A 23,502-nucleotide genomic window follows, 5' to 3' on the forward strand; every position below is an offset into this window, starting at 1 on the left:
TGAAAGGATAAGGGGATGCTTATCCTTTTTTTGTGGCCCTTTGTTTTAACACTTCCAGGATCGGGGCAAAGGGCTGAATTTCTTTGGCTTTGAAATAATTTTTGAAAGGGTCTCCCAGTTTTTTTAGGCGGATTAAGGCATTCTCCATTGTAAAAACGTTTGGATCAAGCTGCTCATTCACTTCCTCCCAAAACAATGGGGTGGCAGCCCCGCCATGTTCATTGCCTCGTAAAGAATAGGGTGCAATGATCGTTTTTCCTTCTCCGTGTTGCACATAGTCGACATAAAGCCTGCCGCCGCGCTGTTTTTTCATTCTTTCAATCGTAAAAGAATCTGAATCTTTCGAAACTAAATATTCAGCGATAAAGCGGGTAAACAGCCTTGTGTCAGCAAACGTAAATTTACCTTCCGGCAGCGGCAGATATATCTGCAGCCCCTTGTTTCCGGAAGTTTTAATAAAGCTGATTAAATGAAACTGATCCAGGACTTCTTTAATTAATACCGCTGCTTTGACCGCCATAGGGAAATCTTCCTTTGAAGGAGGATCCAAATCGAAAACAATTTCACTCGGTCCCCGGCTGTAGATGGTGTGAAACGAGACATGAAATTCGATTGCCAGTTGGTTTCCCAGCCAAATGAGCGTTTTCAGGTTATTGCACAAGATATACTTAATTTCATCTACCTTATGGGTTTCAACAAAATCGGGTGCATAATCGGGACAGTTTTTTTGATAAAAGGCTTCACCGAACATGCCGTGGGGAAAGCGAATCACTGTCAATAAGCGATTTGTTAGAAACGGCAGCATATAAGGGGAGACTGCCCGCAAATAAAGGATATAATCTGCTTTTTGAATGGTAAGCTTGTCCCAGAGTGGCTTGTCTGGATGAGTAATTTCTAAATCCTCAGGTAAATTTTTTTGCCTAAAAATAAATTTTTCGTATGTGCAATTCTTAGGTTCGAGATCAAATCGAAAACGGTCAAAATGCGGCTCACGCAGTTGAAAATCATAAAGCTCTAAATATTTTATTTCAAGGCAGATGGCGGGCTCAACATAAATAAATTGTTGATCTTCGCTGGTCGTATTTTGTTTGATAATCTGTTCCAGTGCCTGTTTCTCCTCCGGCTTAAAACCGAACAGCACCTGACCAATCTCGTGAATTTGCTTGCCTTTGTATACCGATACGAAAAAATAACCATTTGTTTTATCATAGGAAGTAACAAAGCAGCTGACGTATTTCCAATTTTTATACTTTAACCATTGTAATGAACGTTTACCCTCCTCCCATGGGCTCTGGTCATTTTTGGCAACGATCCCCTCGCTGTCGAATAAAACAACTTTCTCCCATAATTCCTGAAAATGATCATAAGCGGTTACCAGCTGAAGCAGCTGGTCATTGGCAGGATCAGGATTTAAATCAAACTCCAGCAATTTAAATAAATGCAACAGTTCTTGTTTTCTTTCCTTAAAAGAGAGAGAGTATAGTGGTTTCCCTGACAATTTCAGAAGATCAAAAACCATCAGGCGGCAAGGGGCATTTTTGGCTTGCTCCACCATTTTTTTAACAGATTTAAGCCGTCCACGCAGTTGAATCGCCGAAAAATTGGCTTTAAAAGGATTCTCTAGTGAAACCAGTTCCCCATCGAGCTGCAGGGGTAAAAATGGTTTAAATGCTGCTTCCTTTTTTAATAAAAACTGCTTGATTTCTGGAAACTGCGGCAATAATGTTTTTCCATTTCGACTGGTTAATTCAATCCCGTTTGCATCCCAGTCTAATATAGCCCGAAAACCATCATATTTTACTTCATATACCCAGCCGGGACGGACTGGCTGCTCGAAAGTAAGGGTAGGAAGCATAGGTTTCATAAAAGCATTTCCCCTTTTTCCTTACTTTGTGTTAAACGGCCAAACTTCATTCTTTACCAGAAGTTTTTATGTATTCGCGGCCTTTAGAATCACACACTAAAATTAAAAAGAATGGAGAAAGATGAGATGCACACAATGTGGAAAGGCAGCATCAGCTTTGGACTCGTCAATATTCCCATTAAGCTGCATGCAGCAACAGAGGACAAGGATATAAAATTGAGAACCCTGCATAATAAATGCCATGCCCCAATTAAATATGAAAAAGTTTGTTCAGTTTGCGAAGAGGAAGTAAAACCGGAGAATATTGTCAAGGCTTACGAATATACAAAAGGAAAATTCGTCCTTCTTGATCAGGAAGAACTGGAAAAGTTAGCAAAGGAAAATGAAGATAAAGCGGTTGAAATTATAGATTTTGTCAAAATGGAAGAAATCGACCCGATCTACTTCAATCACAGTTATTATATGTCACCCAATGATGGCGGCAGCAAGGCTTATTCCTTACTGCGCAAAGCTTTGGAGGAAACACAAAAAGTTGGTCTCGCTAAAATCATGATCCGCTCCAAGGAACAGTTAGCAGTAATACGGGTATATGATAATACCTTGATAATGGAAACGATCCATTATCCGGATGAGGTCCGAAAAACAGGTGATGTTCCCAATGTTCCAACGGATGATAAGGTAACGAAGAAAGAACTGGAAACAGCTATTTTGTTGATCGACCAGTTAACAACAGAATTTCAGCCGGAGAAATATACCGATGAATACCGGACAGCACTATTGGAATTAATCGAATCAAAACGCCAAGGTAAAGAAACGGTTACGGCGGAAGCGAAGGAACCGGCTGCTTCCAATGTGACGGATTTAATGGCAGCATTGCAAGCATCGATTGACCGGACGAAACCAAAGAAGGCTGCAGCAACAAAGAAAAAAACTACTGTTAAAGTCAAGAAAGAAGCATAGGTTCTAAAGAATTTACAAATCTTAGAAACTAATCTATAGCAGGGAAGTTCCCTGCTATTTTTTAGCTAAAAGAAAAGGATAAATTCAACTACGCTTCATGAACCATCCTTATGGGCTCACCAGTCGGGGAGTTTTTATTTATTAATATTCTCCTTGCAGTATTGAAGAACTTCCTCTTCTTCGTCATCTTCTAGGGCAAAGTCGAATACCTTTTCACTTTCCTTTTCATAAAAATGATAATTGGATATTTTTGCTTCATGGTTGTCAACGGCCAATAGGACGCGTAAACCAACCCCTTTTTCCGAATAAAGTTCATCGTCTTCATCTATGTCAAGATCCAAAAAAAATTCATAACGGTCACCTGAAAGCAGACCGAAAGGATCTTCTAATTTTTCTACTGTATGTCCAATGATCTCCATATGGATCCTCCTTTTGCATTATTTTAATGTTGTTCTTTGATATTATACATTTTTACCGGCTAAAGCAAAATAAACGTAAAAACGCCAGAATTCTCTGGCGTAGATTGTTTATGTATCGATGGCGGAGAAGGTGAGATTCGAACTCACGCGACGGTTACCCGCCCTAACGCATTTCGAGTGCGCCCCCTTATAACCACTTGGGTACTTCTCCAAAGGATAAAATGGAGCGGGTGAGGGGAATCGAACCCCCGCCGTCAGCTTGGGAAGCTGAAATTCTACCATTAAACCACACCCGCATAGGAACAATTAAGACAATTGATATTATAGCATAATAATTTCAAATATGGTAGAGGAAATTTATTTTTATTTCAATTTTTTAAGGAAAAGTTCATACCTGCAAGCTTACTGTATGCAGGATGCGATTTCCAGGCCTTAAAGGATTAAATTAGTATGGTAAAAGCTCGGCTATGGTGCAACATGAAAGAGCTGAGGGTCCACTCAGCTCTTGCTATAATTATTTTCTTTAGCTTGCGGTTTGATGGCCAGCAAAGTAACGACCGCTGCTAACATACTAAGACCGCTCATGATGATAAAGATCCAATGGTTGGCGTATTTCATTAACAAAGCAATAATTGGTGGACCAGCGGCCACTCCAATAAACCGCATGGAAGAATAAAAAGAGGTGATGGTTCCCCTTTCCTTTTTTTCTACTCCATCAGTAATTAAGGAATCGAGACAAGGAAGACCAATACCGATTCCCACACCGCTAATTAAAAACATGGTGATCATATACCATAGTTTTATGGAAAACCATAAGGCCGCAATTGAAAGGGCGGCAGCGATTATTCCACCGAAGGTTAACCATTTCATTAAAATCTTATTTTTTTTAATCACCTTTCCACTGATAAAGGAGGATAAACAAAGAGCACCAAGGGGAAGAGCCAGGAAAATCCCCTTTTTAACATCCTTTATCCCATACTTTGTTTCAAACACCTCAGAAAGGTAAAAAAGAATTCCAAACAGCACAAGCATTAGGATACCGCCAATAAAAAAAATTGCATAAAGCCAGCGACCATGTTGTTTAAAGGTTTTCTTCACACCACTGAAGAAAGCTTTAAACGGTATTGGCTTTTCCTTGCCTTTGGGAGATTTTACAAGCAACGCCACCATTAAAATCGAGACTGCGCAAAAGATTGGAAAAGATAAGAAAGGTAAAAACCAAATAAATCCTGCTAGAATAGCCCCAAAAATTGGGCTTAATACCTTACCAAAGGTGTTGGAAGTTTCAATTAGCCCCAAACAGGTACTGACATCATCCTCATTCTTAAACATGTCGCCGACCAACGGAAGGACGATCGGAAAAGCCCCGGCAGCTCCTACACCCTGCAGCGCCCTGCCAGCTAAAATAATCCAATAGGCCGACTCAAGTTTCCATGCTGCCCAACCGGAAATAAGACCGCCAATCCCGGCAATAAACAAACTTGGGATAATCACCTTTTTTCTGCCGATATGATCAGATAAATAGCCGGCAATTGGGATTAATACAATCGCTACTATAGAATACACCGTAATAACCATACTCGACTGAAATGCTGAAATCGATAATTCTTTTTCCATCCTAGGCAGTACAGGTATTAACATGGAGTTTCCCAATGTCATCACTAAAGGGATAGAAGATAACGATAAAATTGCCCATTTTTGCTTGGAAATCTCACTAGAACCATTTTGCTTGGATTGGGACTTTTTGCTTTTGGCTGCCCGGGGGTTCGTCCATAATTGTTCAATATGTTCCATTGTCTCCCTATCCCGCCTTCAAAGTATTTGGTATTGTTTAATATTTGCTTATATCGAAAAAAAAACTGTGGTAGAAAAATCCTCTTGGGGAATATTAATTTTGTACTTTTTGAATTTTTCCGAAAAACATCTTGACAGTAGAAATGGAATTTATTATGATAATCATCAATTACACAGTTATTTTGGCGATGATGAAGAAGAGTAACCTTTACAATTTCTTTAGAGAGCTGATGGATGGTGCAAATCAGTGAAAAAGTATCGGTGAATGGACTTCTGAGCCTCCAAACCGAACGATCTCTTGATTCAGTAGGCTTTGGCGAAAATCTCGTCGTTACAAGAGAACGCATTAAGTATTTTTTGCTTGATGCTGGTAAAGTGAGCTAATTTTAGCTAATGAAGGTGGCACCACGGGTCTTCCGTCCTTTTTTGGATAGAAGACCCTTTTTGTTTTATCTTCGATTTAGCTCATTAAAAGAGGGAGCAGAATCATCTGCTTCAATTGAGGTGGCACCGCGGGTCTACGATTCGTCCTCTATATTCATAACACCTGTTGTGGATATAGAGGGCGATTTTTTATTTTAGCTTCAGCGGCCAGCGCCTCATGGATGATCAAGCTGCAATTGCTTTCCGAGTTGAGAAGAGAGGAGACGAGAAATGACAACCAAAACAGACTTTATGGTGAAAGAGATTAGTGGAGATTTGCTTACCCCAATCTCAATTTTACAAAAAATCAGCGGGGGGAAAAAATTTTTGCTGGAAAGCTCAAATAAATTTAATCAATCCGGTCGATATTCCTTTATTGGAGCAGATCCGGCAATTGAGCTGATTTCATTTGGAAAAATTAATACAATTATTCGAACCAATGGCCAAAAAAGGACGCTTCAAGGAAACCCATTAGATATTTTAAACGATGTTCTTCCTTCCAGGGATTTGGATGATCTCCCTTTTCCATTCATTGGCGGGGCTGTCGGCTATGTCGGCTACGACATTGTCAGGCAGTATGAAGAGATTGGCCATGAGTATTCAAACAGCCTTGAAATGCCTGATGTTCATTTAATGTTTTATGAGGAGGTCATTGTTTACGATCATCTTGAAGAAAAGGTATATATTTGTGGAATCCCTTTAGAGCATGGAGATCTTGATTTGGTTCGAGAGAAGATGGGCAAGAGAGAAGTCGAACTGAAAAAAACATATCATTTTGCCGAGGAAGAGCCTTTCTCGTTCTCAGGTTTTCAATCCGAGACAACGAAGGAAGCTTTTATCCACAATGTCGAGACTGCCAAAGAACATATCTTCGCAGGTGATATTTTTCAAGTAGTGCTGTCAAGGAGAATGAGGTCAGAATTCCAAGGCTCGCCGTTATCGCTTTATCGGAAGCATCGCACCCATAATCCAACACCCTATATGTTTTATATCGATTTTGACAACTATACGGTGATAGGCTCCTCGCCGGAGAGCTTGATAAAAACAAGGGGTAAAACAGTCATTGCCAACCCCATTGCCGGGACAAGAAAAAGAGGAAAAACAAACCTCGAAGATTTAGCGCTTGAGAAAGAATTGCTGGCTGATGAAAAAGAGCTGGCTGAGCATAAAATGCTTGTTGACCTTGGTAGGAATGATCTTGGAAAGGTTTGTGAATTTGGCTCAGTTAAGGTAGAAAAATACATGGCAGTTGAAAAATTCCGCCACGTCATGCATCTTGTTTCCGAGGTTAGCGGCCAGCTCCGTTCCGATCAAACTCCACTTGCGGCACTTGCTGCCTGCCTCCCTGCCGGAACGGTTTCCGGTGCCCCAAAGGTGCGGGCAATGGAAATTATTAATACATTAGAAAAATCAAAGCGTGGACTTTATTCCGGGGCCATTGGTTATGTATCCGCAAATGGAAATATCGATTTTGCCCTGGCAATTCGGACAATGATTTTGAAAGAAGGCTGTGCTTACATCCAAGCTGGTGCAGGAATTGTGCATGACTCCGATCCCGAGTCAGAATACGAAGAAACAGCCAACAAACTAAAATCGTTTCTCGAGGGGAGGGAGGTACAATGATTTTATTAATCGATAATTTTGACTCCTTTACCTTTAACCTTTATCAATATTTGGGGGAAATGGGCGAAGAGGTGGCAGTCTATCGCAATAATCAATTAACGATTAAAGATATCCTCCGGTTGAATCCGAAAGCAATCATTCTATCACCAGGACCTGGCCGGCCTGAGGATGCCGGGATTTGTATGGAAGTAATTCAAACCTTTTATCAAGAAATTCCGATTTTAGGTATTTGCCTGGGGCATCAAGCAATCGGAGCTGCATTCGGAGGGGAAATCAGAACAGCGCGCACGATTAAGCACGGAAAAACATCGTTTATCAGCCATAACAGCAATGATATTTTTGCATACCTTACCTCTCCTTTGGAAGTGATGCGGTATCATTCACTTTCCATTGATCATGACAGCCTGCCGCTAGAGCTTGAATGTGTGGCACATTCGCTGGACGATAACGAAATTATGGCAATTAAGCATAGCGATTATCCTGTCTATGGGTTACAATTCCACCCAGAATCAATTGGAACCCCAACAGGAATGCAAATATTAAAAAATTTTTTAGCAGAGATAGAAAGGAAGAGACGAGATGAAGAGTTATTTACTCCAGTTAGCTGAGCGTAGATCTTTTTCGGAAAAACAAATGCGGGAAGCAGTTGATTCTATTTTAGGTGAAGAAGTATCCGAATCCGAAATTGCTGCCTTTTTAATGGGGTTGAAATCAAAAGGAGAGACTGTTGATGAAATTGTTGGCATTACAAAGGCATTAAAAGGCAACACATTGCCATTTAGGAAGAAGTTTAACGGTGTGCTTGATAATTGCGGTACTGGCGGTGATGGTTCCTCCAGCTTTAATGTCAGTACTACTTCAGCATTTGTCCTTGCTGGTGCCGGCATTCCTGTTGCTAAGCATGGGAATAGAAGTGTTTCCAGCAAAACGGGTAGTGCTGATGTTTTGGAGGAATTAGGAGTGAATTTAAACCTCTCTCCTGAAGCGATTGAAGAAATGATTGAAGAAATTGGTATTGCCTTTTTATTTGCACCACATGTTCATCCAAGACTAAAAAAGGTGACGGTGGTCAGAAGGGCGCTTAAAATCCCTACTATTTTTAACTTTATCGGTCCGCTGACAAATCCAATTGACCTTGATTTTCAACTGCTAGGTGTATACCGTCGAGATTTGGTAACGATGTTTGCCGAGGTGCTAAAGCAGTTAGGTAGAAAAAGAGCGGTTGTTTTGAATGGGGCTGGTTTCATGGATGAAGCCTCCCTGCAGGGGGAAAACCATCTGACTATTCTAGATAACGGGGTTATGACAAGTCAGATCATTACCCCCGAAGGAGTTAATCTGCCGCAATATGCTAACAGTGCGATTAAAGGCGGCGACGCAAAAGAAAATGCACAGATCTTAATAAATGTCTTAAAAGGGGAAAAAGGGGCATATCGTGATACGGTCCTGCTAAATGCCGGTATTGGTATTTTTACAGCAGGAAAAGCTGATACCATTGAGGCAGGGATCAGAAAAGCCGCAGAAATTATTGACTCAGGAGCAGCATATGAAAAATTAGCTACTTTAGTGGAAAAATCCAAAGGCTTGCAAAGAGAGGCAATTTAAAATGGGAACGATTTTAGACCAAATTATTGAACAAAAGAAGCGAGAAGTAGTGCATCTTCGCGAACAAAAAAATAAATTTCCGGAATCTCATTATCAAAAAAGATCATTCGTTGCCAAATTGCAAAACGCCGAGGAACTGGCAATAATCGCTGAATTCAAACGGGCCTCTCCATCTAAGGGAATCATTAATAGTAACGCGGAACCGGCTGAACAGGCAAAAATTTATGAAAAAAATGGGGCCGGTGCGATCTCAGTGTTAACCGATCAAACTTTTTTTAAAGGATCTTTTGCTGACCTGAGTGCCGTTCGTGAATCAGTAAATTTGCCGATTCTATGCAAGGACTTCATCATTGACAGGCTGCAAATTGACCGGGCCAAGGGGTTTGGAGCGGATCTTGTATTGTTAATCGTTGCCGCTTTAAAGGAAAAAGAGTTACAGGAATTATACAAGTATGCGATAGACATGGGGCTGGAAGTTTTAATGGAGGTGCATGACCTGGCTGAGCTGGAAACAGCACTTGACACAGGGGCAAAACTGATTGGGATTAATAACCGTAATTTAAAAACCTTTAACGTATCCCTTGAAGTGACAGAAAAATTAGCACCAATTGTAAAAAGTTCGGGGGCTTTTTTAATCAGCGAAAGCGGCCTGCACCAGCCAGCGGATGTCAAACGGGTAAGAAATGCTGGTGCAAATGGGATTTTAGTTGGTGAAGCGCTTATGAAAAGTTCAAACCTCCAGCAACAGTTTAATGATTTTAGACTGCCGTTAGCAGAAGGTGCAAAGTGATGAAGGTAAAAATTTGCGGAATAACCGATGTAAATACAGCAGTTAAAGCAGTTGAATATGGTGCCGACGCAATTGGATTTGTCTTTGCTGAAAGCAAGCGAAGAATTACGGAAAAGCCGGCCCGAGAAATTGTAGAACATCTTCCACCAGAGGTTTATAAGGTTGGCGTATTTGTAAATGAAACAGCTGAAGAAATCGAAAGGATTGCCTCCTATGTCGGACTGACACATATTCAATTGCATGGGGATGAGGACGCTGAATTTTGTCAATCGCTTACTTTTCCAGTAATTAAAGCAATTAGCTTCCAGAGCAATGAGCATTTAGCCGAAGTAAGCCGTTTTCCAGCTGCCTATATTTTATTGGATGGACCTAAAGGAAAATACCGTGGAGGAAATGGTACAGCATTTGACTGGAATCAAGTAAATATTAGCCTGCTTAAGAGCAAAAAGGTAATTCTTGCCGGTGGGTTACAGGCAAATAATGTTGAAAATGCCGTGAGCATCATCAAGCCATTTATGGTCGATGTCAGTTCCGGAGTGGAAACAGATGGTGTAAAGGATCTCGAAAAAATCAAGGCATTTATTAAAAAGGCAAAAGGGATTTGCTAGGAGGAGAAAAAATGACTGCATATACACTGCCAAATGAAACAGGCCATTTCGGCATGTTTGGAGGGAAATTTGTCCCGGAAACGTTAATGAAGGCGATTATCGAATTAACTGATGCCTACGAAGCGGTAAAACAGGATCCAGAATTTTATGCGGAAATAAAACATCTATCAAAAGATTATGTGGGCCGGGAAACGCCGTTATATTTTGCTGAAAATCTGACGAACTATGCAGGCGGCGCCAATATTTTCTTGAAGCGGGAGGATTTAAATCATACAGGCGCCCATAAAATTAACAATGCGATTGGTCAGGCACTTCTTGCCGTCCGCATGGGCAAAAAGAAGATTGTTGCCGAAACAGGTGCCGGACAGCACGGTGTAGCGACTGCAACAGTCTGTGCATTGTTAAATTTGGATTGCATTATTTTTATGGGAGCGGAAGATATCAAACGCCAGGCGCTGAATGTATTCCGAATGGAATTGTTAGGAGCGAAAGTCGTCAGTGTTACTTCCGGAAGTGCCACATTAAAGGACGCCGTTAATGAAGCGTTGAGATACTGGGTGGCAAATGTTGAGGATACCCATTATTTACTGGGCTCCGTAACGGGTCCGCACCCGTTTCCAATGATTGTAAGGGATTTTCAAAGTGTCATTGGAAAGGAGACAAAAGAACAATTTTTCACACGCTATAAAACACTTCCTGATGCAGTTGTGGCATGCATCGGCGGCGGCAGCAATGCGATGGGAATGTTCTATCCGTTTATCGAAGAGAAAAAAGTTGCATTATATGGAGTTGAAGCTGCCGGCAAGGGGATTGAAACTCCTTACCACGCAGCATCGCTGACAAAAGGAAAACCTGGTGTTCTGCACGGTGCGTTAATGTATCTATTACAGAATCAGGATGGGCAGATTCAGGAAGCTCACTCGGTATCTGCAGGACTTGATTATCCTGGGGTGGGACCGGAACACAGCTATTTAAAGGAAATCGGCCGTGCTCATTATCATTCGATTACGGACCAGGAAGCCTTGGATGCTTTTCAATTATTATCAAAGCTTGAAGGAATAATCCCGGCGTTGGAAAGTTCCCACGCAGTCGCCTTTGCCCTTAAACTGGCGCGGCAAATAGGAGCTTCCCAAAATCTCGTTGTCTGTTTATCAGGGCGGGGCGACAAGGATGTTGATGCTGTAAGAGCAAGGCTTAAAGGGGGAGACATAGGATGAACCGGATCGAACAAACCTTTCAATTATTAAAAGAACATGACACAAAAGCTATTGTCCCTTATATAATGGCCGGAGACGGCGGACTTGACTGCTTGACAGAGAGACTGGAGATGCTGGAGAAATTTGGTGCGGCTGCTATTGAAGTTGGAGTCCCTTTTTCCGATCCGGTTGCCGATGGCCCTACGATTCAAGCAGCCGGAATTAGAGCCCTAAACAACGGAACTACCTTAAAGGAGATTGTTGCGGAGCTCACGAAAGCGAGAAGAACCATCAAGATTCCACTTATCATAATGACTTATCTTAATCCGGTCTATGCCTACGGGATTAGTAGTTTTGTTGAAGATATTCAAAAAGCCGGGGTGGATGGTTGTATTATTCCGGATATGCCGGTTGAGGAAGAGGAAATGATTGCGCCTCTGCTTGAAGCTGCTGGGACTGAGCTGATTCGTCTGGTGACCCTGACCACACCGCTTGACCGGGTCAAACAGATAGCCGCAAAAGGCAGAGGATTTCTTTATACAGTTACGGTTAAAGGAATTACTGGAACAAGAAATGAATTCGATAAGGAATTGCTTAGCTTTTTACAAGCAGTTAAGGAAGTTAGTCCGATTCCCGTGTTAGCTGGCTTTGGAATTTCTAATCATGAACAAATGCAGACAATTACCAAATACTGTGACGGTGTGGTCATCGGCAGTAAGATTGTTGATCTCTTGGCAGAAAATAATTTTGCCGAGTTGGCAGACTTAATGTCCATTTTTAAACTAAAGTCCAATCTGATATAAACGGTGGGTCCTTCCTTTTTAGGGGAAGGGCCCTTTTCTGTTGTTTCGCTAAATAAAAAATCCTGTCGAATCCAATCAGCCCCTTACCTCACCTTGATCGCTTTAACAATCTCCTTTATAATTAATTTTGACTGCGAATGAGAAGCCTTAGCTTTGCTGACACTTTACTTAAACTTCCATAAAGGAAGTTTTGTTTATTTTTATGATATTATGATCAAGGACTAATTATAGGAGCGGTGTTTCATGAAGGAGATTACAGTTGAAGAGCTTTCTACACTTGAGAAGCCGATTTTCATTGATATACGCTCCCCTATCGAGTTTCAAGACGGTTCAATACCGGGTGCGATTAATGTTCCCTTATTTTCAAATGAAGAACGTCAGGAAATAGGGACGATCTATAAGCATGTGGGGCAAGCTGCTGCAAAGTGGCGGGCTATGGAACTGGTATCACCCAAAATTCCTAACATGCTCCAAGAGATTAAATCCCATACTGATAAGGGAGAAGTAGTGGTTTATTGCTGGCGCGGCGGGATGCGCAGTAAAGCGGTGGTGACATTTTTAGAATTTGCCGGTATTTATGCCTGGCGCTTAGTTGGAGGTTATAAAGCATTTAGGCACTATATTCTCGAACAAATACCCTCTATGATTCCAAATAAGGCAGTCGTTTTACATGGAATGACGGGCGTTGGAAAAACGGAGATATTAAAGATTTTAAAAAGAAAGGGCTATCCAGTCTTGGACTTGGAAGAAATGGCGGGGCATAGAGGCTCGATTTTTGGAACGATAGGCCTTGGGGAAGGAAACAACCAAAAAACGTTTGATTCTCTTTTATTTAAGGGATTACTGGATTTACAAGGAGCTGACTATTTTCTTGTGGAGGCAGAGAGTAAACGGATTGGAAAAGCGGTTCAGCCTGAGAAATTAATGGATGTTAAGTTTACTGGTCTTAACCTGTTCATTCATTCACCGCTGGAACAAAGGGTGAAGCATTTGGTTTCTGAATATGTCCGTCCCTATGAACATCAGTCATGGTATCATGAAAAAATATCATTAGGAATGGATCGGGTTTTGAAACGGATCAAAGATATTGAAATTAAAAATCGGTTATCTGAAGCATTGGCTGAGCATAATTATGAAGCGATGATTCCGATTTTGCTAGAATTTTATTACGATCCGCGATATGACTATGCAAGATTAGATTATCAAAATGAATTTATTGATATCTATGCTGAAAATTATCAGGATGCAGCAGAAAAAATTGCCGATAAATTGGATGAGCTATCATTCAAGCCTGTCTTGGCGGTAAGTAATTAACATTGCCCATGTATTTCTAATTGTCCAAGGATACGGAAAGATTGTTATTCGAAGGGTAGATAAAAAACCGCTGAAAAACTTTCAGCGGTTTTTAAAATTGTTAACGATTGACAATGGGCTTTAAGCCTCGTCGTTCAATTTCATCCTTTAAAATTTTTATCCATTCCTTTTCCTTTCCAGATTTTAATGCATCCCGATACGAAACAATCAACTGCTCGTTACTCATAATTTTCAATTTTAGAATGCCCTCCTTGGAAATTGGATTGAATATTCAGTTTTTATCATTGTAATGTTTTATTGCCTGTTTGAGAACCCATGTGGAGCATTTTTCACAAATTTGTCAGTATTTTTCTTGAGAGACCTGATATTTTTCTGTTGTTGCACTGAAAGAGTCATTTTGTTTATACTTGTAATGGAATCAGGAGAGAAAGGACGGTGGCAGCATTGATTCATTTAACTTGGCACGATCGTGAAGCAATTAAAAAAGTAAAATGCGTTCATACGAATGCAAAAAAATATGTTGTCGATCAAGTTTTAACTGTTGGAAAAGTCTATGAGGTAAAAAATGAAACCGAAGAATTTTATTATATTATTGATAATTCCGGAAAAGTTGGCGGTTTCTATAAGGATTATTTTCAAGAAGTTTAACATGAAAATGCCCGGCCTATTGGTACCGGGCATTTTATATGGGGTTATTAACGTGCATCTGGGAAAACTCTGCGGATCGTATCGGTAAATTCATTAAAAAAGCCGGAAATGGGTCTGCCGTTACGGATATCATCAGCATAGTTATTAAAGCGGTCGTATAGATCAGGATTTACCGAAACATAAACATGGTCAATATCCGGGTCAACCGATTTTACGGCCCGGGATATTCGATTTTCTATTTTGGAGGTAAGTCCATTTTTTGCTGTTCGGGCTAACTTTGCAGCAACGTAGGCATTATTTTCAGTCACAATGACGTTAGCGCGATCTACATCTGCTAGGTCGGCCACTTTCCTGGCCGCATCATCGGCCACACGCATTTTATCGGAACGATTATCATTCGTATCATTGATTAAATCATTGTTCCGGCGATTGGCATTAAGATCCGTCTGATTGTCACTGACATCTACTCCCGAAATTGCCGGCCCGCCTTGATTTGGTGGATTATAATTGACTCTCGTCGGTTGGTTTCCATTTCGGGTTGCAACATCATCATCGACATTATTTCTTGCACAACCTGTTAGATAAAGGCTAAAGATCACTGCTGAGATTAGAATTAATCTTTTTTTCAATTTGTGTTCACTCCTTTTTTAGTTGTACATATTTAGCTTTCCGTCTAGAATAAAATCTATCCACAAGAATAAATGGAAAATTCATGGATAAAGGTAAACGAATATATATTTTTGGACATTGGAGTGTTTATGATGGTTTATTTATTTATTGGGATTGGCGGAATGATCGGTAGTATTTTGCGCTATTTACTTTCCCACATTATTCCGCAAATATGGGGGGGAGATTTTCCTTGGGGAACACTAATCATTAATCTTTCAGGCTCTTTTTTTCTTGGTTGGATTACCAATAAATTGGTGGTTCTAAAGAAATTACCTCCACAGCTGTTAACGGCATTAACAACTGGAGTGGTCGGATCTTATACAACCTTTTCCACCTTCTGCCTGGAAACTGTTCAGCTAATGGAAGCGGGAAAGTATTATCTTTCATTGCTGTACATAGTGCTCAGCCTGATGGGTGGATTGCTGTTCGTCCGCATTGGCTTAGAAATAGCCGAAAATAATTGAAGGGAGCTGAATACTTGATGACAGAAATTCTTTATGTTGCAATTGGCGGCTTCTTCGGCGCAATCCTTCGTTATGCGATCAGCAATCTGCTAAGGAGAAAAAACGGATTTCCTTTAGGAACGTTAGTGGTGAATTTATTAGGAGCATTTTTATTAGGGCTGCTGGCCGGTTTGGGTATTCATGGGTCCCAATATACACTTCTTGGTGTTGGGTTTATGGGCGCTTTTACCACCTTTTCTACCTTCATGCTTGAATCCGAACAACTAAAGAAGACCGGCAAAAACAAGTTTTTCTATGTTTACATGGCCTGTAGTTTGCTACTGGGGATTGGTTTATTATCTTTCGGACTTTTTATCGGATCAATAATGTAAAAACAAGAAGCACCGTTGCCGATGCTTCTTGTTTTGTATTATTTATCTGCTTGCGGTACATTTTGTTTATTGTGATAAAGCCGATGACTAATGAACGTTTGAATGGTTAAGAAAGTACCCCCTACCACCCAATAAAGCGGCAGGGCAGCCGGTGCATTTAATGAGACCATAACAATCATTATTGGTGATATCAGCCCCATAAATTTCATTTGGTTCTGCTGTTCTTTCGTCATAGTCGATTGAGATACCCTAAATTGGAAGTAGTACACAAGTCCGGCAATGGCGGTAAGAACGATATCGGGGTGTCCCAGACTAAACCATAAGAATTTATGGGTAGCAATTTCATTTGAACTACGAATTGCATAATAGAAAGCTGTTAAAATCGGCATTTGAATTAAAATTGGCAGACAGCCCATATTAAGCGGATTCACTCCATGCTTTTGATAAAGCCCCATCATTTCCGCTTGCAGCTCCTGCTTCTTCTGCGGGTCTTTTTCCAGCTTCATTTTCTTTTGGATAGCATCCATTTCCGGCTTTAAGGCTTCCATTTTAACCTTCATGTTCATTTGATTCTTATATTGTTTTAACATTAATGGCATTAAAGCAAATCTGATGACCAGCGTGACGATAATAATCGCCAGTCCATAGTTTCCATTAAACAGATTAGCCGTTGATTTTATAATCAGCGAAAATGGTTCGACAAAATAATGATGAAAAAATCCTGTATTATTTCCGCCTTTTGGCTGTGACGAACAGGCTGATAGTAACACAGTTGTGGTCATTAAAAGAACGATTGTAATAAGTGATGATTTTAGTTTTTTCATATTTCCTCCTGAAAATGTTGGTTTAATTAGTAAGCAATAAGGAGGGAAATAGGTTCTTCAGAATCATCCTGAGGGCATTCTTTTCTGCGAATATATTTAATGATGCGAATAAGAATAATACTCCCATTAAAGCTGCTTGTTTTGTTGAAAAAAAATAATGGCCGGATAATTTTTGTATTTTTCGCATATGAGGTATTTCCATTTAAAGTGTACTCAACACTCCACGTCCAAAGGTGTTTTAGAACGAGACCCAAGTAGATACTAAGATATAGGGCATTAAGGGTGTTTACATCAGAGTGATCGATGAGTATCTGAAACAAAAATTATCACCTCACTAGATAAGCGCAGGGCGCTGGACAAATTTTAAGCCAATGATAAGAGTATATAGGAGATTAAAAAAATAATCAATTTAAAAAGGACACCAATTTCGAAGGAAATTAGTGTCCGACCGGTTTCACCCAATGTGCAGTAAGCAAATGTTCCGCAAATTTCACTTGTTCTTCAGTTGGTGGTTCCACATGATTTAATGGATAATCATATCCAAGTGTCTCCCATTTATATACTCCAAGTTTATGGTAGGGGAGGATTTCAATTTTATCGACATTATGAAGTGAACCAATAAATTCACCCAATTGTTTTAAGTCATCAGGATCATCAGTAACGGTTGGAACAAGAACATGGCGGACCCAAATTGGCAGATTACGATCTGACAGAAATTTGGCAAACTCCAAAATGTGATCATTCGCCATTCCGGTTAGCTGAATATGTTTTTTCCGGTTTATATGCTTTAAATCAAGCAAGATTAAGTCTGTATAGTGCAGGAGCTCCTCGATCTGCTGGATGAAAAGCTTTGAATGGGAAAAGCAGCCGCCTGATGAATCAATTGTAGTATGAATCCCTAACTTTTTACATTCTTTGAAAAGCTCAATAAGAAACGGTATTTGTAATAGTGGCTCTCCGCCTGTAACGGTAATCCCTCCGCCTGATGCTTCAATAAAAGGGAGGTAGGATGATAAATCCTCAATGATTTCAGCCACAGACATTTGTTTTCCGGTACCAATTTCCCATGTATCGGCGTTATGGCAAAATTGGCAACGCAACAGGCAGCCTTGAGTAAAAACGACATAGCGGATACCGGGCCCATCGACAGTTCCAAATGTCTCAATGGAATGAATATTTCCGTCCATATGATGATCTCCCTTCATTCTAATTGCCAAGCCATTGATAATAATGAAAGTAACAAGGTGAAATTAATTCTCAACAAAAAGTAAAAGTGTGGGGAAGGGGTTAAATCCTTCCCCAGACACTTTTGTGCCTATTAATGAGCACCCGCAAGCTCTTTAACCGGTTCCTTAGCTGGTTCAGCAGCAGTAATACTTTCATGGAACGTACGATTGATGACATCAATTTGCTGTTCGCGAGTCAGTTTAATGAAGTTAACTGCATAACCAGATACCCGGATGGTTAATTGTGGATATAATTCCGGATGATCCATGGCATCTAATAAGGTATCACGGTTTAATACATTGACATTGAGATGATGTCCGCGTTTTGTCATATAACCATCAAGCAAGGCGACGACATTTTTTACTTGTGTTTCATCTTCACGACCAAGTGCTTTCGGTGTGATCGTAAATGTATTAGAGATACCATCCAATGATGATTCATAAGGTAATTTTGCCACGGAAGTTAATGAGGCAAGAGCACCTTTGGAATCACGGCCATGCATTGGGTTTGCTCCTGGCGCAAATGGTTTACCTGCTTCACGGCCATCTGGTGTTGCACCAGTTTTCTTACCGTAGACGACATTGGAAGTAATCGTTAAGACAGATTGTGTTGGAACAGCGCCACGGTATGTTTTGTGTTTTCTAATTTTGTTCATAATTTCTTTTACAAGATTAACCGCAATTTCGTCAACACGGTCGTCGTTATTGCCGTATTTAGGATAATCGCCCTCGATTTGATAATCAACAACAAGGCCGTTTTCATCACGAATTGTTTTCACCTTTGCATATTTAATGGCACTCAGTGAGTCAGCAGCAACGGAAAGTCCAGCAATACCGCAAGCCATTGTCCGAAGAATTTCACGATCATGAAGCGCCATTTCAAGTCTTTCATAGCTGTATTTATCATGCATATAGTGAATCACATTTAATGTGTTGACATATAGCTCACATAGCCAATCAAGCATATTATCATATTTTTGCATGACTTCGTTGTAATCCAAATACTCAGAGGTAATTGGCTGATAAGCAGGTCCAACTTGGGTTTTATATCTTTCATCAATCCCGCCGTTAATCGCATATAATAAGGCTTTCGCAATGTTGACCCGGGCACCGAAGAACTGCATTTGTTTACCGATTCTCATGGCTGATACGCAGCAGGCAATACCGTAATCATCGCCATAAATTTCCCGCATCATATCGTCATTTTCATATTGAATCGCACTTGATTTAATCGACATTTTGGCAGCATATTGTTTAAAGCCTTCAGGTAATTTGGTAGACCAAAGAATCGTTAAGTTTGGTTCTGGAGCTGGTCCTAAATTGTCCAATGTGTTTAAGAAACGGAAAGAGTTCTTTGTTACCAATGGACGTCCGTCAAGAGCCATCCCACCAATGGATTCAGTTACCCAAGTCGGGTCACCACTGTATAATTCGTTATATTCAGGAGTTCTTGCAAATTTAACAAGACGCAGTTTCATAACAAAATGGTCAACAAGTTCCTGCGCTTCTTTTTCGGTTAGTGACCCATTACGCAAATCTCTTTCGATGTAAATATCCAAGAAAGTAGAGGTACGGCCTAGGCTCATGGCAGCACCATTTTGTTCTTTAATCGCAGCTAAGTAACCAAAGTATAGCCATTGAATCGCTTCTTTCGCATTCTTAGCAGGTTGTGAAATATCATAACCGTATGAAAGAGCCATTTGCTTTAATTCTTTAAGAGCGCGATATTGTTCGCTATATTCTTCACGTTCACGAATCACATCATCAGTCATCGTGCGATCGCCAATATAGTTAAATTCTCTTTGCTTTTCTTTCATTAAAAAGTCAACACCGTATAGAGCAACACGACGATAGTCGCCAATAATCCGACCGCGTCCATAAGCATCAGGAAGACCAGTGATAACGCCGGCATGACGGGCTGCTCTCATTTCTGGAGTATAGGCGTCGAATACCCCTTGGTTATGTGTTTTCCGCCAATCGGTGAAAATATGTTCAATTTCCGGATCTAATTCATAGCCGTATGATTCCAACGCGTTTTTCGCCATGCGGATTCCGCCAAAAGGCATCAACGAACGTTTAAACGGCTTATCAGTTTGAAAACCGACAATTTGTTCCAGCTCTTTATCTAAATATCCGGGTCCGTGTGAAGTAATAGTTGAAACAACTTTAGTGTCAGCATCTAAAACGCCGCCTGCTTCACGTTCCTTTTTCGATAACTCCATAACTTGTCCCCACAGTTTTGTTGTTGCTTTTGTAGGGCCCTCTAAGAAACTTTCATCACCTGTATATGGTGTGAAGTTTTTTAGAATAAAGTCACGCACATTCACTTCTTTTGTCCAAACACCGGTTTTGAAACCTTTCCATTGTTCCATTTTAAGTCACCCCTTACAGAAATAAAGAATATAACAGTTATTCTTTTTTATCACAATTTAAGTATAACAGATTTTTAATGTGAAACAATGAACAATTGTTAAGATATTGTGAAATCTTATTGTTTTAAAAATAAGTTACAAAATATATTAAAAGTGTTACATTAAATATAAAAATCTGTATTATAATCATTTGCAGAAATTAGCAACTGTTATATAAAACAAAAAGAACAGGAATCATCCCCTCCTGTTCTAATCAACAACAATATAGGCAATCATTGGGCCATTATGGTCTCTGGTTGAATGGGCCTCACAAATTAATCGATAGGTTCCTTCTTTATCAAATTGAAGAGGTACCACCGTCTCCTTTCCTTTCTGAACTGTCCCCTTAATGTCGGTTCCTTCGATATAAAAAGGGTGCTTTTCACCGTTTATCCCACTAATAAATAAATGTACTTTTTCACCTTTTTCTAAAGAGATTGTTCCCGGATCCCATCTGTAGGCCTCTAATTGCGTTCCGTTTTTTGTTGTTGTTTTGAATTCAGCAGTTACCATATGAATCTCGCGAATACCTTCATCGGCTGTCTGATTAAAAACAGCGGCATCGCCAGCCTTCATCATAAACCAGGCTAATATAGCGGTTAACATAATCCCGATCGCTAAGAAGAAGACAAAGGTTTCCTTCTTAAATACTAGAAATTTCATTTCAAGTTCCTCCTTAAGAATTTGTCCTCATTCATTCATATGCCTGATAGGGTGGAAAACTTGTCTGCATTTTTTAATTTATTAATGCGGCCTGTAGGTTAAATGGGGATGAAGCGGTCAAAAATAATGCATATATATCTTTGTTTTTCTTGTCGAAACGTTTATAGTAAAAACAGGAATATAAAATAGGTGGTTTTCTTGTTGGGCATAAAAAAAGAAAAGATAGTCAAAGTAATAAAGTTCATTTTTCCACTATTTTTGTTAATACTCGCGGTTATTGAAATTAGAAAATTTACCGGGCATTTAAATGTTGAGTTACTTAAAAATGAATTAAATCAACTAAATGCCTGGGTCTTATTATTTATTATAGCGATCACCTTTGGTGCAGTTTTGCCAATGATTTTATACGATGTGATTTTAGTAAGAGTCTTACAGATCAAAGTTCCTAAGAAGGAACTGTTGGAACAATCGTTTATTGCCAATTCATTTTCTAATTTAATTGGCTTTGGCGGCCTGATAGGAGCCATGCTAAGAACATATTTTTTTCATAAGCTAGAGAACGATAAACGTAGATTGCTAAGTGTCATTGCTTCCGTGTCTTTTTTTTATTTAACCGGTATATCCGTTTTATCATGGGTTGTGACCATTTTTTATCGGCATTTTCCGCTATTTGTTGATATTAAATGGCTTTATTTTGCTGTTTTAGCTGTGAGTTTGTATTTACCGGTATTTATCATGATCCATTTGATCAATGCAAAGAAGAATAACCAGTCACTTATATCCATTAATGCTGGAATGAAGCTGATCGCAGTTTCCATTGTCGAATGGTTTGCTGTGTTTATTGCGATTTACATCTTAAGCAATATATTGGGTATTAGCATTCCAATGACAAAGCTATTTCCGGTATACATTAGCTCCGCTTGTGCAGGGATCATTAGTATGATTCCCGGGGGACTTGGCTCCTTTGATTTGGTTTTCATTTGGGGAATGCAGGATTTACATATTCCACAGGAAAAGGTTTTAGTTCTGCTCCTTTTATATCGGATAGGCTATTACTTTATTCCATTTTTAGTAAGCTCTGTATTCTTTGTCAAATTATATTGGAAAAAATGGAATCAATCATGGAATGATTTGCCAAAGGCAATTGTTCAAGGGCTGAGTCACATTATTCTGACGCTGCTCGTTTTTTCATCGGGATTAATCTTGCTTTTGTCAGCTAGTGTTCCGGGGATTATGTCCCGACTGAGAATGGCCCAAGAACTTTTGGCTTTCCCAATCATTAATGTTTCCCATCAGCTTTCCGTGGCGACCGGCTTTTTATTGCTGGGCTTATCACGGGGGATTGAGTATAGTGTCAAACGCACCTATGATGTAACAATGTTTGCTTTAATTCTAGCTGCATTATTTTCCATCTTTAAGGGGATCGACTATGAAGAAGCGATTTTTTTAATCATTGTTGCCCTGATTCTCAGAATGTCCAAGGGACAGTTTTATCGAGAAAGCTACGTACTGACATGGGGAAAAACATTGTTTGACGTCTCGATCATTGTCATCATCACTTCCATGTACTTGATAATCGGTTACCTTAATTTGCCAAGCGCGAAATTGGCGATGCCGGAAAAATTATTGCCATATGTTATTGTAGATTCCCATGATTTATTCACAAGCGCCTTCATTGGACTGCTGATCGCGTTTATGATTCTTTCTGCGGGTTATTTAATTAGTTTGCCAAAAAAGTGGGTATTTGAAAAATCAATCGATGTGGAAAAAGAAATTCTCGATCATTTTTATAAATACAAAGGAAAAGTATTATCCCATTTAATCCTGTTACATGATAAATTTATTTTTTGGAATAGCAAACGAAATATTTTATTTTCGTTTCAACAGTATGCGGATAAATTGATTGTTCTTGGGGAACCTGTCGGGGAACAAGCGGAAATATCCAATGCCATAGCAGAATTTCAAGAAAAAGCCGATTTGTACGGCTATACTTTGGTATTTTATCAAGTTGGTGAAAAAATGCTGCCGCTTCTCCACAATCACGGTTTTGCTTTCTTTAAGCTTGGGGAGGAAGCTGTCATTGATTTAAAGGAATTCTCGCTCTCCGACGATAAATTGCAAAATTTACAGGCAATTGAAAATAAGTTCTCTCGTGATCAATATACTTTCGAATTGCTGGAACCGCCATTTTCGGAAAAGCTTTTTCAGGAATTAAAGGAGATATCAATAGATTGGCTGCAGGGGAGGAAGGAAAAGGGCTTTTCATTGGGATATTTTGATAAAAACTATTTGAATAAAGCACCAATTGCGATTGTTAGAGATAATAATTTACAAATTCTGGGGTTTGTGAGCATCATGTATGTTTATGATCAGCAGACCATTTCAGTTGATTTGATGCGTTTCAAACATGATGTTAGACCCGGTACAGTTGATTTTCTCTTCCTTTCATTGATTGAGTGGGCGAAGAGCCAAGGCTATGAGCGTTTAAATTTGGGGATGGCGCCGTTAGCCAATGTGGGATTATCAAAATTTGCTTTCTTAAGTGAAAAAATCGCCTCGCAAATTTTTTTACATGGTCATTTAATTTATCATTTTGAAGAGTTAGAAGAATTTAAAGAAAAATATACAAATATTTGGAAACCAAAATATATAGCGTATCGTAAAAAATCATCACTTCCTTTTATAATGGCACAAATTTCGCTGTTGATATCGAAAAAAAGAGAATAGAAATGGCGAGAAACGGTAAGAAAACTGCTTACCGTTTTTTTATGATAAACTTTTTTTGGAAAAACTATTTTTTCTTATTAATAATCTGTTAAAATATATG

Annotated in this window: 22 protein-coding genes, 2 tRNA genes and 1 other annotated feature; of the genes, 13 read left to right on the plus strand and 11 right to left on the minus strand. The window is 39.7% G+C overall.

The features are described 5' to 3' along the window. Window positions 1-19: 19 nt before the first annotated feature. Entirely contained in the window at window positions 20-1,864 is a 1,845-nt protein-coding gene (locus JK635_RS16990) for a DNA ligase D (protein WP_202655149.1), read from the minus strand. Window positions 1,865-1,990: 126 nt separating this feature from the next. Here JK635_RS16990 and ku point away from each other — a divergent pair, with 126 nt between their 5' ends. Continuing rightward, entirely contained in the window at window positions 1,991-2,824 is an 834-nt protein-coding gene (gene ku / locus JK635_RS16995) for a non-homologous end joining protein Ku (protein ID WP_202655150.1), read from the plus strand. A 134-nt stretch (window positions 2,825-2,958) separates the two neighbouring features. Here the strand turns inward: ku and JK635_RS17000 are convergent, their stop codons facing one another. The 4 genes from JK635_RS17000 to bcbE form a co-directional block, all read right to left on the minus strand. After that, window positions 2,959-3,243: a DUF6509 family protein gene (locus JK635_RS17000; protein ID WP_202655151.1), complete on the minus strand. Its 285-nt coding sequence runs from the start codon at window positions 3,241-3,243 to the stop codon at window positions 2,959-2,961. Between the two features lie 119 nt (window positions 3,244-3,362). Then, window positions 3,363-3,454, minus strand: a tRNA-Ser gene (locus JK635_RS17005). Between the two features lie 11 nt (window positions 3,455-3,465). Then, window positions 3,466-3,539, minus strand: a tRNA-Gly gene (locus tag JK635_RS17010). A gap of 202 nt (window positions 3,540-3,741) precedes the next feature. Then, window positions 3,742-5,037, minus strand: a complete 1,296-nt coding sequence (bcbE, locus tag JK635_RS17015) for a bacillibactin exporter BcbE (RefSeq protein ID WP_202655152.1) — start codon at window positions 5,035-5,037, stop codon at window positions 3,742-3,744. A gap of 179 nt (window positions 5,038-5,216) precedes the next feature. After that, window positions 5,217-5,464 (plus strand) — a binding site (T-box leader). Window positions 5,465-5,691: 227 nt separating this feature from the next. Here bcbE and trpE point away from each other — a divergent pair. From trpE to mnmH, 8 genes are all read left to right on the plus strand, one after another. Beyond that, window positions 5,692-7,083: an anthranilate synthase component I gene (gene trpE / locus JK635_RS17020; RefSeq protein WP_202655153.1), complete on the plus strand. Its 1,392-nt coding sequence runs from the start codon at window positions 5,692-5,694 to the stop codon at window positions 7,081-7,083. After that, window positions 7,080-7,691 (plus strand): anthranilate synthase component II, encoded by a 612-nt coding sequence (locus JK635_RS17025; RefSeq protein ID WP_202655154.1) that lies wholly within the window; start codon window positions 7,080-7,082, stop codon window positions 7,689-7,691. Before trpE ends, JK635_RS17025 begins: the two co-directional genes overlap by 4 nt. Further along, on the plus strand, window positions 7,663-8,688 hold the full coding sequence (gene trpD / locus JK635_RS17030; protein WP_202655155.1) for an anthranilate phosphoribosyltransferase: 1,026 nt from the start codon (window positions 7,663-7,665) through the stop codon (window positions 8,686-8,688). Before JK635_RS17025 ends, trpD begins: the two co-directional genes overlap by 29 nt. A gap of 1 nt (window position 8,689) precedes the next feature. After that, entirely contained in the window at window positions 8,690-9,478 is a 789-nt protein-coding gene (trpC, locus tag JK635_RS17035; RefSeq protein WP_202655156.1) for an indole-3-glycerol phosphate synthase TrpC, read from the plus strand. Continuing rightward, window positions 9,478-10,086, plus strand: a complete 609-nt coding sequence (locus tag JK635_RS17040) for a phosphoribosylanthranilate isomerase (protein WP_202655157.1) — start codon at window positions 9,478-9,480, stop codon at window positions 10,084-10,086. The genes trpC and JK635_RS17040 overlap by 1 nt, the downstream gene beginning before the upstream one ends. Before the next feature lie 11 nt (window positions 10,087-10,097). After that, entirely contained in the window at window positions 10,098-11,303 is a 1,206-nt protein-coding gene (gene trpB, locus JK635_RS17045; RefSeq protein ID WP_202655158.1) for a tryptophan synthase subunit beta, read from the plus strand. After that, entirely contained in the window at window positions 11,300-12,085 is a 786-nt protein-coding gene (trpA, locus tag JK635_RS17050; RefSeq protein ID WP_202655159.1) for a tryptophan synthase subunit alpha, read from the plus strand. Before trpB ends, trpA begins: the two co-directional genes overlap by 4 nt. A 243-nt stretch (window positions 12,086-12,328) precedes the next feature. Next, entirely contained in the window at window positions 12,329-13,399 is a 1,071-nt protein-coding gene (gene mnmH / locus JK635_RS17055) for a tRNA 2-selenouridine(34) synthase MnmH (RefSeq protein ID WP_202655160.1), read from the plus strand. A 100-nt stretch (window positions 13,400-13,499) separates the two neighbouring features. Here the strand turns inward: mnmH and sda are convergent, their stop codons facing one another. Beyond that, entirely contained in the window at window positions 13,500-13,625 is a 126-nt protein-coding gene (gene sda / locus JK635_RS17060) for a sporulation histidine kinase inhibitor Sda (RefSeq protein ID WP_374049145.1), read from the minus strand. Between the two features lie 218 nt (window positions 13,626-13,843). On the opposite strand from sda, the gene JK635_RS17065 reads away from it, so the two are divergent. Further along, complete coding sequence (locus JK635_RS17065; RefSeq protein ID WP_202655228.1) at window positions 13,844-14,047, plus strand: DUF6501 family protein; 204 nt, start codon at window positions 13,844-13,846, stop codon at window positions 14,045-14,047. A gap of 47 nt (window positions 14,048-14,094) precedes the next feature. Here the strand turns inward: JK635_RS17065 and JK635_RS17070 are convergent, their stop codons facing one another. After that, window positions 14,095-14,676 carry a YhcN/YlaJ family sporulation lipoprotein gene (locus JK635_RS17070; protein WP_202655162.1) on the minus strand — a complete coding sequence of 194 codons (582 nt, stop codon included), beginning with the start codon at window positions 14,674-14,676 and terminating at the stop codon, window positions 14,095-14,097. A 129-nt stretch (window positions 14,677-14,805) separates the two neighbouring features. Here JK635_RS17070 and crcB point away from each other — a divergent pair, with 129 nt between their 5' ends. Beyond that, the gene (gene crcB, locus JK635_RS17075) at window positions 14,806-15,180 is read left to right on the plus strand and encodes a fluoride efflux transporter CrcB (protein WP_235888177.1); all 375 of its coding nucleotides are present in this window, start codon (window positions 14,806-14,808) and stop codon (window positions 15,178-15,180) included. Window positions 15,181-15,197: 17 nt separating this feature from the next. Further along, window positions 15,198-15,551 (plus strand): fluoride efflux transporter FluC, encoded by a 354-nt coding sequence (locus JK635_RS17080; protein ID WP_202655230.1) that lies wholly within the window; start codon window positions 15,198-15,200, stop codon window positions 15,549-15,551. Window positions 15,552-15,589: 38 nt separating this feature from the next. Here the strand turns inward: JK635_RS17080 and yidC are convergent, their stop codons facing one another. From yidC to JK635_RS17100, 4 genes are all read right to left on the minus strand, one after another. Continuing rightward, complete coding sequence (yidC, locus tag JK635_RS17085; RefSeq protein WP_202655163.1) at window positions 15,590-16,375, minus strand: membrane protein insertase YidC; 786 nt, start codon at window positions 16,373-16,375, stop codon at window positions 15,590-15,592. Window positions 16,376-16,812: 437 nt separating this feature from the next. Next, window positions 16,813-17,562, minus strand: coding sequence for a pyruvate formate-lyase-activating protein (gene pflA, locus JK635_RS17090; RefSeq protein ID WP_202655164.1), 750 nt, complete (start codon window positions 17,560-17,562; stop codon window positions 16,813-16,815). Window positions 17,563-17,693: 131 nt separating this feature from the next. Further along, a complete protein-coding gene (gene pflB, locus JK635_RS17095; protein WP_202655165.1) occupies window positions 17,694-19,973 on the minus strand; it encodes a formate C-acetyltransferase in 2,280 nt (759 codons plus the stop codon). Window positions 19,974-20,222: 249 nt separating this feature from the next. Next, window positions 20,223-20,675 carry a cupredoxin domain-containing protein gene (locus JK635_RS17100; protein ID WP_202655166.1) on the minus strand — a complete coding sequence of 151 codons (453 nt, stop codon included), beginning with the start codon at window positions 20,673-20,675 and terminating at the stop codon, window positions 20,223-20,225. A gap of 201 nt (window positions 20,676-20,876) precedes the next feature. Here JK635_RS17100 and mprF point away from each other — a divergent pair, with 201 nt between their 5' ends. Further along, a complete protein-coding gene (mprF, locus tag JK635_RS17105; protein WP_235888178.1) occupies window positions 20,877-23,402 on the plus strand; it encodes a bifunctional lysylphosphatidylglycerol flippase/synthetase MprF in 2,526 nt (841 codons plus the stop codon). Window positions 23,403-23,502 lie beyond the last annotated feature (100 nt).

It is taken from the genome of Neobacillus paridis (genome assembly GCF_016765675.1).
GTDB lineage: Bacteria > Bacillota > Bacilli > Bacillales > Cytobacillaceae > Neobacillus > Neobacillus paridis.